Raw genomic sequence first — 13073 nt, forward strand, 5'->3', positions numbered from 1 at the left:
CGACCGCCCCCGGCGTCAGGTGCGCGTGCCGGGCTGACGCGGCAGGCTCAGCCAGAACGTGGCGCCTTGACCGGGTTTGCCTTCGGCCCAGACGCGCCCGCCGTGGCGAAGCACGATGCGGCGCACCAGCGCGAGGCCCATGCCCGTGCCCGCGTACTCGCGGGAGCTGTGCAGACGCTGGAACAGCCCGAACAGCCGGTCCTTCTGGCGCATGTTGAACCCCACGCCGTTGTCGCGGACGCACACCTGGTACTCGCGGTCGGTGGCGCGCACGCACACGTGAATGTGCGCGTCCTCGCGCGTGCGCGTGAACTTCAGGGCGTTCCCGATGAGGTGCGCGAACGCCAGCTGCAGCGCCTGACTGTCCCCGGTGACGCTGGGAAGGTCCTCCAGGTGGAACTGCACGTGGCGGCCCGTCAGGTCGGCGCGCAGGTCCTTGCGCACCTCGTGCAGCACGCGGTTGAGGTCCACGGTGCGGAATTGCAGGCGCTGCTGGCCGCTGCGGAAGAACGTGAGCAGCGCCTGCAGCAGCTGCTCCACGTGCGTGACGGCGTGCTCGACTTTCAGCGCGTGCTCGGCCTGCTCCGCCTGCGGGGCGCGGGCGAGGCGGGTGGTGAAGCCGCGGATGTGCCGCAAGGGCGTCTGCAGGTCATGCGTGACGGCCACCACGAACGATTCCAGTTCGTCGTTCAGGTCGCGGATGTGTTGCGTGCGGGCCTCGGCGCGTTCCTCCAGGGTGGCGTTCAGGCGGAGCACTTCGTCCTGCGCGAGCCGGTGCGCGGTGATGTCCGTGACGGTGCAGCGGCAGTGGGCGGGTTGCGCGTCGGAGGCGGGCACGAACGTCCCCTCTACCTGGACGACGAGGGCGTCGTCGTGGTGGGTACGCAGGCGCAGCTCCATGCTGCGTTTGCTGCTGCCCTCGAACACGCGCCGCAGGAACAGCGCGAAGCTGGTGGCGTCGGCTGCGTCCACGTAGGCGGAGAGGCGTTTGCGCTGCAGGGCCGGGCGGTTCACGCCGAGGGCGCGGGCGAGGGTGAGGTTCGCGCGCAGGATGACGCCGGACGCGTCGAGGGTCGCGTAGCCGACGGGCGCCTCGTCGAACAGTGCCTGCTCGTCCTGGTGGGCGCGCTCCAGGGCCGCGTTCGTTTGGAGGAGCTGCTCGTTGTGCAGCTGCAGTTCGATGTACCGCACCTGCAGTTCGCGGTGTTGGCGTTCCAGGTCGTCGGGGGTGGGGCGCGGCGCCGGGTGCTCGCGCAGGCGCCGCGCCGCAGGGTCGCGCAGGGGCGTCGTTTGGTGATCCGGGGCGTTCATCAGGCTTCCTCTCCGTTGGAACGTTGACTCCACATCAAGCTTTGTAAGAGGAATTACAACTGCCCCAGTGTACTCGAGAACGCTCCTGCACCCCTTCAGCAGGCCCTCAACGCCTCCCGCCCCACGCCACTCCCCGCGCGGACGACCGGCCGAGCGAATCCACAATGCGGGCGGGGCCGAGCATGCTCGGCCCAGCCCGCACGGACAATCAGTCCTGCGCGTCCGGCTGCGCGAGGCGGCGCATGGTCTTCATGGCGCGCTCGCCCAGGCCGTCCTCCATGGCCTTCAGAAGGTCCGCCGCCACTTCCCGCGCCAGCGGCGCGAGTTCCTCCGTCGGGAGCTTCAGCACGACCGCGTACAGGCTGCGGGCCTGCTCCGGCAGGCGCGCGCGCACCATCGGCGCGAGCTTCTCTGGCATGATGTCCAGCAGGTGCCGCGCCTGCGCCACCGTCGGCTCCTTGCTGTTCACGGCGTACAGGATCGCGGCGCCTGCCACCTGCAGCTTCCGGGAGTACGACGACTCCTCGCTGGGCGCCTCCTGCAGCTGCTCCGGGTACAACAGCAGGTTCGCGAGCAGCAGGGCCTGACGGCCGTCACGCTGGCCGAGCGTGGCCATCATCTGAATAGGGTCGTGGGCGGCGGGCGACGGGGCTTCATTGGGTTGCGACATGAATGTCCTTTCGGGCGTGGGAACGGCATGAACGAAGTGGTACTCCCGATGCTAGCGGTTCCGCCCCCCGGACCGTGTGGAAATTCCATGAAACGCGGGCGAGCGGACCATCACGGTCCGCTCGCTCCCGCTGACGATTCAGCTCAGGGGCGCGTCCGCAGCGACGAGCGTCACCTCAATGTTGCCGCGCACCGCGTGGCTGTACGGGCACACGGCGTGCGCCGCGCGCATCAGGTCGAGCGCCTCGTCGTGCGCCACGTCCGGGAGGTACACGTGCAGGGCCACGCTCAGGATGTACTCGCCGGCGTCCGTGACGTTGAGCGTCACCTGCCCGAGCGCCTGCGCGCCGCTCACGCGCACGCGCCGCGCGTCCGCGACCTCGTTGAGCGCGCTCAGGTAGCACGCGGCGTACCCCGCCGCGAACAGCTCTTCGGGGTCAGTGCCGGCGCGGCGCGTCCGTGCGGGCCGCAACGTGAGCGGCGTGCGGTCGCGGCCGAGCTGCAGATCGCCGCTGCGCCCGCCCGTCACGAGGCTGGTGGCCGTGAACAGCGGTTTCAGTTCCTGCGTCATGGGGTCCTCCTTGGGCGTCACGCGCCCTGAACGGACCGGAGCGTACCGCCAGCATCACCTCGCATCAAGATCAGGATTTGACTGAACCGGAACCAAAAGCGAACATGATCCCATGGAGTTCCGGCACCTGCGCGTCTTTCTGGCGGTCGCGGACGAACTGCACTTCGGGCGCGCCGCGGCGCGCCTCGGCATGGCGCAGCAGCACGTGGGGCGCGCCGTCCGGCAGCTCGAAGCGCACATCGGCACGCCCCTGTTCGAGCGCACGTCCCGCCGTGTGGCGCTCACGCCCGCCGGGCATGCCCTGCGCACCGACGCGGCGCGTCTCCTCGCGGACGCCGACCGCGCCGTCGACACGGCCCGCCGCACCGCCGCCGGGGAAGCCGGGGACCTGCGCGTCGCGTACGTCGGCGCCGCGCAGACGCGCCTGATGCCCGCCCTCACGCGCGCCTTCCGCGCCGCGCACCCCCGCGTGCACCTGCACCTGCGCGAGATGTGCACCGCCGATCAGGCGCGCGCCCTCGCGGACGGCACCCTCGACGTGGGCCTCGCGGTGCTGCCCGTCACGCACGCGGCCCTGCGGGTGCGCGCGCTGCACCAGGAGCCGCTGGTCGCTGCCCTGCCCGAGGATCACGCGCTCGCGCAGGCGCCGCAGGTGTCCGTCGCGGCCCTCGCGCGCGAGACGCTCATCACGTGCACGCCGCACGGTACGACGTTCCTGAGCGAGCAGGTCGCGCACCTGTGCCGCACGCACGGCGTCACCCCACGCCTCGTGCAGGCTGCCGGCTCCGATCAGGCGCTTATCGGGCTTGTGGCCGCCGGGATGGGCGTGGCCCTCGTGACGCGCGCGCAGGCGAACGCTGCGCAGGTCGGCGTGCGGTTCGTGCCGTTCGAGCAGGACGTGCATCTGCCTCTCGGCGCCCTCATGCGCGCGCACGGTGCGGCGCCCACCGCGCAGGCGTTCTGGGCGCTGCTGCCCTCCTGACACGCGGGCCGGTACACTGCGGCGACATGCGCCCTCTGCTCGTCTTGATTCTGCCCCTGGGCCTCGCTGCGTGCGCGCCCGCCACCCAGTCGTCCGGGACGCTCGGCACGCTGCAATGCACCGGCGAACGCCTCGGCACGCTCACGCGCGTTCCGTTCACGCTGAGCGCCAACCTCGACCATCCGAAACGCGAGGTGGCCGGCGTCCTGACGGAGCCGGGCGGCAAGGCGTTCTGGGTGTACGGGCGCTATACGCCCACCCCGGAGGGCACGCAGTTCATCCTGAGCGTCGAGAGTCACACGGAATCGTTCGCGGGCGTGGACCTGATCTTCAAGAAGGGCCGGGCGGGGTACTTCACGTCCTCCAGCAGTCTGCTGTCCGGCACCCTCCAGGGCGAACAGTTCGGGGGGCGCCAGAAGGCCGGCGTGAACAATTACACGGTGCGCATGACCTGCCGCCAGTCCTGAGCGCGCGTAAGAAACCGCACGCGGCCCAGCAGCTCCAGGGTCACCCGGCGCTCGCCCAGTCGGCCCGGGTGGCGCTGTGGCGCGCGCGAGGCGCTGTCAGAATCGTGTCATTTCCGTGAGCGCAAGATACGTCTATCCTTATGAAGACCTTCACGCTCGATCAGGGGGCGCCACTGCCGCTGAACCTCAGCGCAGAAGACCTGCCCGACCCCACAGTGCTCGTTGAACCCGGCGCGTACTACGTCTACGCGACCAACAACGCCCGCGCGAACGTCCCCGTCATCGCGTCCAGCGACCTGCACACCTTCACCTTCGTCGGCGACGCCCTCCCCACCCTGCCCGCCTGGGCGAGTGCGGGCTTCACCTGGGCCCCCGAAGTCATCCGCATCGGTGAAGAGTACGTCCTGTACTTCACCGCCCGCCTGGCCGACTCGCCCTGGCAGGTCATCGGCACCGCCACCGCCAGCCACCCCGAAGGGCCGTTCGAGGCGCAGGACGCGCCGCTCATCTGCATGCTCGACTTGGGCGGCGCCATCGACCCGGACGTCCTCACGACCGACACCGGCGAGCGCTACCTCTACTGGAAGAACGACGGGAACGCCGCGCACCTCCCCACCCGCCTGTGGGGCGCGCTCCTCACACCCGACGGCCTGGGCCTCGCCAGCGAACCCGTCGAACTGCTGAGTGCGAGCGAACCCTGGGAACGCGAACTGGTGGAAGCGCCGCAGGTCATCGAGGACAACGGCACCTTCCACCTCCTGTACTCCTGCGCGGACTTCGGGAACGAAACGTACGCCGTCGGCCACGCGCACGGCGAAGGTCCCCTCGGGCCGTTCGTGAAAACCATCGACGCGCCCCTGCTCGCCTCGTCGGACGTCATGGCCGGTCCCGGCCACAGCCACGCCTTCCGCGACGCGCGCGGCCAGTGGCGTCTCGCGTACCACGCGTGGTCCGTCGGAGCCGTCGGCTACCCCCTGGGCCGCCGCACCCTGCAGTTCTCCTCCCTGCACCTCACCGGCCGCATGGCGCAGGTGATCTGACCCTCCAGGAAGTGATCGTCGAGCGCCGGGCCTCCTGATTCAGGAGGCCCGGCTTGAGGCGGTGCTGGCCTGGCGCCCTACAGTGCGCGCTGCAGGCCGTCCACTTCGACGGCTTCGATGCCGGGCACGGATTGCAGCGCGGCCACGTCCTGAGCGCGCACGCAGCCGCTCAGGATGCCGTAGCGCGCCAGGCGTCGTTCGTTCACGTCCTCCAGCCCGACCAGTTCGCGGACGCAGGCCAGCGTCGCCTGCAGCGACTCCGGCGTGCGCCGCGCGTCCGGGCTGAGAACGATATGGACCTTGTGCATCTCGGCGATCACCTGATCCGAGTGTAGCGGTCCACGCGGCGCGGAACGTGACGTGGCCCGCAAGGCGACCGCGTCACGTTCCGCGCCGCTCAGGGCACCTGCACGACGCCGGAGCCCACGTCCGTGGCAGGGGCGTCCACGGGGCGCGCCCGTTCGGTCAGGCGCGCCCATAACGCCCGCCCGGTCAGGGCAGGGTCGCCTTCGGCGTACAACGCCGCGACGCCCGCCACGTGCGGCGTGGCCATGCTCGTTCCCGAGAGGCGCCGGTACCCCCCGCCGGGCCACGCGGAGTACACGGCCACGCCAGGCGCCGCGACGTCCACCTGACCGACGCCGTCCACGTCCGCGCTGCTGAACACGGCCACGCGGTCCCGGTCGTCCACGGCCGCGACGGCCAGCACCGACGGGCAGGCGGCGGGGTTCCCGACGGGCGCGATCCGCTGCGGGCGCAAGCTTTCGTTGCCGGCGGCAGCGACCAGCAGGACGCCCTGCTCCAGCAGGGTGGCCGCGACGCGTTCGTACGTGGCGCTGAACGGCTGGCCGGCGACCCGCTCGCTGCCCAGGCTCAACGAGATGATTTCGGCGCCCTGGTCTGCGGCCCAGTCGATGGCGTCCAGAATCTGGTCGTCGTAGCCCTGCCCGTACTTGTTGAGGGCCTTGCCGACCAGCAGTTGCGCGTCCGGCGCGACGCCGTACCGGAAGCCGCCGGTGGGGCGGGCGCGTCCGGCGATCACGCCTGCGCAGTGCGTGCCGTGCCCGTTCTCGTCCTGGGCGCTGGGTTCGGACGGCACGAAGCTCCGCGCGTTTTCCGGCAGCAGCGTCAGGTCCGGGTGGCTCAGGTCAATGCCGGTGTCGATAACGGCGACCTTCACGCCGCGTCCCGTGGCGGTCTGCGTGGCGGGGTCCAGGCCGATCTGCTGCAGCGCGCGGTTGAGGGGCGTGCCGGGCGGTTCGGGGGTGGGTTCTTCGGCGTCCACCTGGTAAGTGGGGAGGTGACGCCGCTGGTTGCGGGCGACGGCGACGACGTTGCCGAGCACTTCGAGCTCCTGCACCTGTTGTGGCGTGAGGTTCGCCACGGCGACGCCGAGGCGCATGTACACGCGGGCGTGCACGCCGTTGTGGCTGTCGAGGATGCGGCGGGAGCGGCGCGGTTCGGCGTCGGGGGGGCTGGCCGGCGCGACATTCAGCAGGCGCGCCAGGACGTCCGCGTTCTCGGGTGTGCTGTCGCTGAAAATGATGACGTACTGAGGGTTTTCCTGCAGCAGTGGTTCCATGGTGATCCCCTCCCCGGGATGACGCCATCATAACCGTCCACCTGCGTTCGGGCAGGTGCAGATTCACCCGTGCCCCTTGCTGGACCGCGGGCCCCGCGCGGTACGCTGAGGCGACGCGCTGCCGACGCCGGGATTCCGGGCCCTGGCGTGCATGCAGGAAATTTAGCGGATCTTCATCCGGTTCTTGGGTTATCTTTAGGTGTGAAGAAGTTCAGGGCCCTTCTGCTGACCCTGGCGGCCTGCACTGCGCAGGCTGCAACGGGCGGGACATACACAGTGCAGGTCGGCGACACGCTCTACAGCATCGCTCGCCGCCACGGCCTCACGCCGGACACCCTTATGCAGGCCAACGCGCTCAGCGGCACGGCCATTCAACTCGGGCAGGTGCTGACCCTGCCGGGCGACCCCACGCCCCCGCCCGCCACCACGCACACCGTGCAGCCCGGCGAGACGCTGTACAGCCTCGCGCGCCGCTACGGCGTCACCGTCGACTCGGTCCTCGCCGAGAACGGCCTGACCAGCCCCAACCTGAACGCCGGGCAGCTCCTGCGCCTGCCGGGCGGCGCCCGCGACCTCGGGCCGGTCGCGCCCCCCGCGTCGGCAGCGCCCGTGCGCGGTCCCGTGGCGTACAGCGGTGACAAGCACGTCACGCACACCAACGCGCAGCTCCTGCCGCTCACGACCGACACGGACGGCACCCGCCACGTCCTGCTGGACGGCCTCGCGTTTCAGCTGCAATCACGGAACAACTGCGGTCCGTCGGCCATTGCCGCGGTGCTCGGGTACTACGGCATCCGCGTGAACCCGGAGGCGCTGGGCCGTGAGCTCCGCCCGGACGGCGGGTACATGGCCGTGCAGGCCATTCCCGCCACCATGCGCAAGTACAACCTGGCCGCGTCGGTGGTGCGCGGAGCGACGCTCACGGACCTGAAGCGCCTCGTGAGCGCCGGCATTCCCGTGATCGTGCTGCAGTGGCAGGACACGCCCGGCAAGACGCCGCACTTCCGGACCGTGCGCGGCTTCGACGATGACGCCGGGCAGGTGCTCGTGAACGACAGCATGTACGGTCCGCTCGTGGCCATCAGCTACCGCGACTTCGATACGTTGTGGAACACGCAGGGCCGCCAGATGATCCCGGTGTTCCCGCAGGCCCTCGCGGCCACCGTCACCGCAATGCTCGACTGAGCTTCGGCCGCGGTCCGCGGGGCGGTGAGGGGAGACCTTCACCACCCCCGCGCGTCAGAGGCGCAGCGCCTCGGGCGGGGCAGGCGGGCCGAACAGGTAACCCTGACCGATCTCGCAGCCGAGCTCCAGCAGCGTATGCCGCTGCAATTCCGTTTCGACGCCCTCGCCGACGACGGCGGCGCTGAGCTGCCGCCCGAGCGAGATGACGGAGCTCATCATGCGCGCGGCCCGGTCCGCTTCGGGCACGGGCGCCATCAGGGTGGGCGTGACCTTCAGCTGGCTGAGGTGCACGTGCATCAGGCGGCTGAGGTTCGAGTAGCCCGTACCGAAGTCGTCGAGGGCGACGCGCACGCCGAGCGCCTCAATGGCGTTCAGGACGCTGCGCACGCCCGGCACGTCCCAGATCAGGACACTCTCGGTGACTTCGAGGATCAGGTGGCCAGGGGAGACGCCGCTCGTGGTGAGGGCATCACGGACGATGCTCATGAAGCCGGGCGCGCTCCACTGCTTCACGGAGACGTTCACGGACACGTGCCAGTCATGGTGCCCCTGCGCGTGCCAGAGCGCCAGCTGCGCGCACGCCTCGCGCAGCGCCCACGCGCCCAGCGGCACGATCAGGCCGGTCTCCTCGGCGAGGGGAATGAACTGCTGCGGCGGCACCCAGCTGCCGTCCGGCTGCGGCCAGCGCAGCAACGCCTCCATCCCGATGACGCGTCCGCTGCGCAGGTCCACCTGCGGCTGGTAATGCAGGCGCAGCTCACCGCTGGCGATGGCCGCCGTGAACCGTTGCCGGAAACGGAGCTTGTCGGTGGCGGCGCTGCTCATCGCTTCCGTGTGGAAGCAGACCTGCGCGCGGCCTTTGCGTTTCGCGCCGTACATGGCGGTGTCGGCAGCGCGCAGCAACTCCTCGAAGCTGCGGGCGTCCGTGGGGTACAGGGCGATGCCGACGCTCGCGTGCAGCTGCACCTCGTGGTCCTCGAAGTGCATGGGCGGCTCGATGGCGTCGAGGAGTTGCTGCGCGACGCGCGCGGCATTGAGCGGGTCGCGCAGTTCGCTGAGCAGCACGACGAACTCGTCCCCGCCGAACCGGGCGACGGTGTCCTCGGCCCGCAGGGCGTCCCGCAGGCGCTCGGCCGTGAGGCGCAGCACCTCGTCACCGACGAGATGCCCGTAGGTGTCGTTGATGGTCTTGAAGCCGTCCAAATCGACGACCAGCATGGCCGCGATGGTGCCGCGGCGGTGCGCGTGCCGGAACGCCAGATCCGCGCGGTCCTTGAGCAGCAGGCGGTTCGGAAGGCCGGTGAGGGCGTCGTGGTGTGCCTGGTGCGCGGTGCGCGCTTCGGCGCGCTGCCAGGTCAGGACGTTGCGGCGCAGTTCGAGTTCGTCCATGACGATGGCGGCCAGGTCGGCGAGCAGCGTCTGCTCCTCGGGCGTGAAGGTGCGCGGTTTGACGTCGTGCGCGCAGAGCGTCCCGATGGCGTACCCGTCGGGCGTAATGAGGGGCGCGCCGATGTACGCGCGCACCCCACTTTCCCGAATGAGCGGGTACTGCCGGAAGCGCGGGTCGGCGCGCAGGTCCGGGACGCTCAGGACGCCATGCGTGAGGATGGTGTACGCGCAGATGCTGTGGGCGCGCGGGATCTGCGTCAGTGTGAGGCCCTGCCGGGATTTAAACCAGCCGCGGTCGACGTCGATGAGGTTGATGGTGACGACGGGCGTGTTCAGGAGGCGCTGCGTGAGCCGGGTGATGCGGTCGAACTCTTCCTCGGGCAGGGAGTCGAGGATGTGGTAGCGCTGCAGCACGGCGAGGCGTTGGGCGTCGTTCAGGGGGGTGGGGTACGACATGGCGCCTTTCCTGGAACGGGGGTCACTCCGCGTCAGAGGGATTCGCGGACGATCATCTGGGCGGGCAGCAGGTCGAAGCTGGGCGGCGGCACGGCGCGGTCCAGGCCCGACTGGACGAGGTCGGCGACGCGGTCGGCAAGCTGGCGCATGTTGTACGCGACGGTCGTGAGGATCGGCGCGAGGTACGGGAGGAGCGGCTCGATGTTGTCGTAGCCGACGACGCCGATGTCCTCGCCGACGTGCCAGTCCGGATGCTGGTGCTGGAGGGTGTACAGCAGCTGCCGGGCGGCCATATCGGGCAGGCCGAACACGGCGACGCGTTCGCCGCGGGCGTGCAGCGCCTCAACGTCAGCGGTGATTTCCGTGATGGCGATGGTCTGGTTCAGGGCGGGGCGGCGTTCGAGCGCGCCGGGCGTGTGCAGCAGCTCGTCGAGCAGGTCGGCGGCGTCGTGCCGTCCGGATTGCGCGAGGTCGCGGGTGAGGCGCGGGAGGTTCAGGTCCGGCGCGACCCACAGGCGCAAGTTCGGGCGCGGGCCCTGGTGCTGGCGCAGGGCGCGCGCGACGCCTTCGAGGCGGGCGCTCGGGCCCCAGGCGTTTGCGTGGAGGTACCCGAGGTGCAGCGTGGTGTACTGGCGTTCCAGGGCGCGCTGCGTGAGGTGCGCGCACGCGCCGCTCCAGTCGGGCGCGACGCTGGGCAGCGCTTCGTGCCAGCCGATCATGACGGCGCGCCGCCCGGTCGCTTCGAGCATGGCGACCTGTTGCGCGGTGCGCTGCCCTTCCCACAGGACGACGGCGGTGGTCACGCCGGATTGCGCGAGTTCCGGCAGGGCTCGTTCGGGCGTGACGGGCGTGATGACGGGGTGCAGGCCGCGCCGCAGGACGGCTTCCATCAGGAAGCGCAGCATGGTGGCGTGGTACGGGTTGAAGAGGCGGTCGAGTTCGACGCACAGCGTGACGATGGGGCTGCCCTGGGTGCGGCGGGCCTGCGCGACGAGGTCGGGGGTGTAGCCGAGGCGGGCGGCTTCGGCCTCGATGGTGCGGAGCAGGTCGGGGCGCACGAGGTGGCGCGCTTCGGGCCGGTAGGCGCGGTTGACGGTGGCGACGGAGGTGTTGGCGGCCATGGCGACGCGGTCGCGGGCGGAGATGGTGTAGCGAAGGGCCTGGGCGCTGCGCATGACCCGGTCGCTGAGGTCCTGGGGAACGTCGCCTTTGAGGGCGAGGGCCTGGCGGACCTGCGTGGCGCTGAGGCCGGCGTGTTCAGCGATGCGTTCGACATCACGGTTGGAAATGGACTTCTTCATCGTGGTCCCTTCGGGCGCGGCGGGCAGTAGGAAGGTAAGCGTGCGGAGCGCCGGTGCGTGAGCGGACGATGACTGGCCGTATACCGAAAATTGAACTTATCTTAAAGGCCCTGCGTCATCTTTCATTCATCTGTACTTCATTAAAGAGAAACGCTCAGGAAACGTTTCCGTTTCAAATGATCAACGTTTGATCATTCCCGTTAACGTCCAGCCAAAAAGCGTTGGGCACATCAAAAAACCGCAAAAGCTGCCCATCTTCGAAAACCTCATCAATCTGCGCGAAATCCGCCCCGTTCAAGCACCTGAGCAACGGCTGTTCAGCGCATCACCTCGGCATGATGAGGCGCAGATGGCCGTTTCATCACTGCACGTTCAGAACCCCGCCGCCCCGGCCCCCACGCCCACGGCCCCCACTGAACGGACCGCCGCTTCCCTGACCCACGCGCGAAGCGCCAGGAGATGCCATGAACGACCTGCACACCCCAGACGTCATTGACCTCACCCGCTCCTGGCAGGCCCTCCAGCGATCCGCCTGGATCATGCTGCTGTGCGCCGCCGTCGTCGGCGGCGCCGTTTACGCCCTGTTCAAACAGCAGACGCCCATCTACGAAGCCAGCACCATCCTGCTGTCCGCCAGCAACCAGACCGGCAACCAGACCGTCAACTCCACCCTGGTGAGCGCCCCCCCGCTCCCGCCCGGCGCGCTCGAAGGGGCCCTCAGCAACATCAACGTCATCCGCGACATCAACGTCGGCGTGCGCAGCATCACCAGCCTCAGCCCCGCCGAACGCAACGAACTGCAACGCGACCTCGTCGCCGGCGCCACCGGCCAGGGCCACGTGATCCGCGTCACCGGCTCCACCGACATCTACGGCAACGGCACCTACACCCTCCAGGCGCGCCACCCGAACGCCCGCGTCGCCGCGCGCCTCGCCAACCTCGCCACCGACGCCCTCGTCGCCTGGGACGCCCAGCGCGGCCGCGAGAAGGTCACGTCCGCCCGCCGCGCCCTCGAAGCGCAACTGCGCGACCTCGAAACCCGCCTGCAACGCGAAGGGCCGCTCGGCGCCACCCTCACCCGCAACCAGCGCCTGCTGCTCGACCAGCGCGCCAACCGCACCGACGAACTCAACAACCTCCTCGCGCTCGAACGCGCCGTCGTCGGCTCCCTTGCCGTCGTGGCGCCCGCCGTGCCGCCCGTCACGCCGGTCGAACCGCGCCCCACCCGCAACGCCATCATCGCCGGCCTGTTCGCCCTGTTCGTGTCCGGCGCGTTCGTGCTCGCCCGCGCTGCCCTCACCCGCACCATCACCAGCGACGCTGACCTGCACGCCCTGAACCTTCGCCTGATCGGCGAGGTGCCGCGTCTGCGGCGCGCGCACCAGGGCCAGTCGCTGCTCGCCATGATGCACCGCGGCAAAGCCACCGACAGCGTCGCGTACCTCGCCAACGCCGTGCGCGCGCAACTCCCGGAGCGGCCCAACATCATCCTGATGACCTCGCTGCTTCCCGGCGACGGCAAATCCACCCTCAGCGCCGGCCTCGCCAGCAGCCTCGCCGCCAGCGGGCAGCGCACCCTGCTGCTCGAAGCGGACCTGCGCCACCCCACGCAACGCTCCCTGTGGGGCATCGCCGCGGACACCGCCGACTGGGTGAACATGCCCGGCGCCGCGCCCTTCCCCGGCGAGGAGGCCCGCGACCTGCAGGCCGCGCTGCTCAACCCGGCAGCCGCGCAGGCCATGAAACTCCGCGACAACCTGCACCTGATCGTCACGCCCACGCAACTGTCCTCCAGCGTTCGCCTGAACACCGATGCGTTCGCCGCGGCGCTGCGCATCTGGTCCCCCGCGTACGACGTCGTCGTGATCGACGCGCCGCCCGTCCTGGCCGTCGCCGATCCGCTCGCCATCGCCCCGCACGTCGGCGGCGTCCTGATCGTCCTCGAACCCGGCAAGGCGCCCGCGCGCGGCGTCCAGCGCCTCCTCGACGCGCTGGAACTCGCGAACGCCAACGTCCTCGGCGTCGCGTTCAACAAAATCAACCCCCGCCACGCCGGCAGCGCCTACGGGTACGGCTACGGGTACGGCGCGGACGCCCGACCCACCCGGCGAGGCGCCTGA

12 protein-coding genes are annotated in these 13073 nt (G+C 70.3%); 5 read left to right on the forward strand and 7 right to left on the reverse strand.

The window, feature by feature from the left end; genetic code table 11:
- Positions 1-15: 15 nt before the first annotated feature.
- From DEIMA_RS00690 to DEIMA_RS00700, 3 genes are all read right to left on the reverse strand, one after another.
- Positions 16-1311 carry a sensor histidine kinase gene (locus tag DEIMA_RS00690; protein ID WP_013555304.1) on the reverse strand — a complete coding sequence of 432 codons (1296 nt, stop codon included), beginning with the start codon at positions 1309-1311 and terminating at the stop codon, positions 16-18.
- A 208-nt stretch (positions 1312-1519) separates the two neighbouring features.
- Positions 1520-1981 (reverse strand): hypothetical protein, encoded by a 462-nt coding sequence (locus DEIMA_RS00695; RefSeq protein WP_013555305.1) that lies wholly within the window; start codon positions 1979-1981, stop codon positions 1520-1522.
- Between the two features lie 138 nt (positions 1982-2119).
- Entirely contained in the window at positions 2120-2551 is a 432-nt protein-coding gene (locus DEIMA_RS00700) for an Ohr family peroxiredoxin (protein WP_013555306.1), read from the reverse strand.
- Between the two features lie 112 nt (positions 2552-2663).
- Between DEIMA_RS00700 and DEIMA_RS00705 the strand changes: the two genes are divergently transcribed.
- The 3 genes from DEIMA_RS00705 to DEIMA_RS00715 all read left to right on the forward strand — a co-directional run bounded on the left by DEIMA_RS00705 (position 2664) and on the right by DEIMA_RS00715 (position 5040).
- Positions 2664-3533, forward strand: coding sequence for a LysR substrate-binding domain-containing protein (locus DEIMA_RS00705; RefSeq protein ID WP_013555307.1), 870 nt, complete (start codon positions 2664-2666; stop codon positions 3531-3533).
- A gap of 26 nt (positions 3534-3559) precedes the next feature.
- A complete protein-coding gene (locus DEIMA_RS00710; protein ID WP_013555308.1) occupies positions 3560-4000 on the forward strand; it encodes a hypothetical protein in 441 nt (146 codons plus the stop codon).
- A 140-nt stretch (positions 4001-4140) separates the two neighbouring features.
- Positions 4141-5040 (forward strand): glycoside hydrolase family 43 protein, encoded by a 900-nt coding sequence (locus DEIMA_RS00715; RefSeq protein WP_013555309.1) that lies wholly within the window; start codon positions 4141-4143, stop codon positions 5038-5040.
- 77 nt (positions 5041-5117) lie between these two features.
- Here the strand turns inward: DEIMA_RS00715 and DEIMA_RS00720 are convergent, their stop codons facing one another.
- Positions 5118-5360: a hypothetical protein gene (locus tag DEIMA_RS00720; RefSeq protein WP_043816323.1), complete on the reverse strand. Its 243-nt coding sequence runs from the start codon at positions 5358-5360 to the stop codon at positions 5118-5120.
- 77 nt (positions 5361-5437) lie between these two features.
- Positions 5438-6622: a S8 family peptidase gene (locus DEIMA_RS00725; protein WP_013555311.1), complete on the reverse strand. Its 1185-nt coding sequence runs from the start codon at positions 6620-6622 to the stop codon at positions 5438-5440.
- Between the two features lie 201 nt (positions 6623-6823).
- Here DEIMA_RS00725 and DEIMA_RS18120 point away from each other — a divergent pair, with 201 nt between their 5' ends.
- On the forward strand, positions 6824-7807 hold the full coding sequence (locus tag DEIMA_RS18120) for a LysM peptidoglycan-binding domain-containing protein (RefSeq protein ID WP_013555312.1): 984 nt from the start codon (positions 6824-6826) through the stop codon (positions 7805-7807).
- A 54-nt stretch (positions 7808-7861) separates the two neighbouring features.
- On the opposite strand, the gene DEIMA_RS00735 is transcribed toward DEIMA_RS18120, so the two are convergent.
- Together DEIMA_RS00735 and DEIMA_RS00740 are read right to left on the reverse strand one after the other, a co-directional pair.
- Complete coding sequence (locus DEIMA_RS00735; protein WP_013555313.1) at positions 7862-9652, reverse strand: putative bifunctional diguanylate cyclase/phosphodiesterase; 1791 nt, start codon at positions 9650-9652, stop codon at positions 7862-7864.
- Positions 9653-9684: 32 nt separating this feature from the next.
- The gene (locus DEIMA_RS00740) at positions 9685-10953 is read right to left on the reverse strand and encodes a LacI family DNA-binding transcriptional regulator (RefSeq protein WP_013555314.1); all 1269 of its coding nucleotides are present in this window, start codon (positions 10951-10953) and stop codon (positions 9685-9687) included.
- Positions 10954-11417: 464 nt separating this feature from the next.
- Between DEIMA_RS00740 and DEIMA_RS18800 the strand changes: the two genes are divergently transcribed.
- Positions 11418-13073 (forward strand): polysaccharide biosynthesis tyrosine autokinase, encoded by a 1656-nt coding sequence (locus DEIMA_RS18800; RefSeq protein WP_013555315.1) that lies wholly within the window; start codon positions 11418-11420, stop codon positions 13071-13073.

This window comes from Deinococcus maricopensis DSM 21211 (genome assembly GCF_000186385.1).
GTDB lineage: Bacteria > Deinococcota > Deinococci > Deinococcales > Deinococcaceae > Deinococcus_B > Deinococcus_B maricopensis.

Coding starts and splice junctions, on each gene's coding strand:
- DEIMA_RS00690 (WP_013555304.1), bottom strand. CDS start 1,311: ATGAACGCCCCGGATCACCAAACGACGCCCCTGCGCGACCCTGCGGCG.
- DEIMA_RS00695 (WP_013555305.1), bottom strand. CDS start 1,981: ATGTCGCAACCCAATGAAGCCCCGTCGCCCGCCGCCCACGACCCTATT.
- DEIMA_RS00700 (WP_013555306.1), bottom strand. CDS start 2,551: ATGACGCAGGAACTGAAACCGCTGTTCACGGCCACCAGCCTCGTGACG.
- DEIMA_RS00705 (WP_013555307.1), top strand. CDS start 2,664: ATGGAGTTCCGGCACCTGCGCGTCTTTCTGGCGGTCGCGGACGAACTG.
- DEIMA_RS00710 (WP_013555308.1), top strand. CDS start 3,560: ATGCGCCCTCTGCTCGTCTTGATTCTGCCCCTGGGCCTCGCTGCGTGC.
- DEIMA_RS00715 (WP_013555309.1), top strand. CDS start 4,141: ATGAAGACCTTCACGCTCGATCAGGGGGCGCCACTGCCGCTGAACCTC.
- DEIMA_RS00725 (WP_013555311.1), bottom strand. CDS start 6,622: ATGGAACCACTGCTGCAGGAAAACCCTCAGTACGTCATCATTTTCAGC.
- DEIMA_RS00735 (WP_013555313.1), bottom strand. CDS start 9,652: ATGTCGTACCCCACCCCCCTGAACGACGCCCAACGCCTCGCCGTGCTG.
- DEIMA_RS00740 (WP_013555314.1), bottom strand. CDS start 10,953: ATGAAGAAGTCCATTTCCAACCGTGATGTCGAACGCATCGCTGAACAC.
- DEIMA_RS18800 (WP_013555315.1), top strand. CDS start 11,418: ATGAACGACCTGCACACCCCAGACGTCATTGACCTCACCCGCTCCTGG.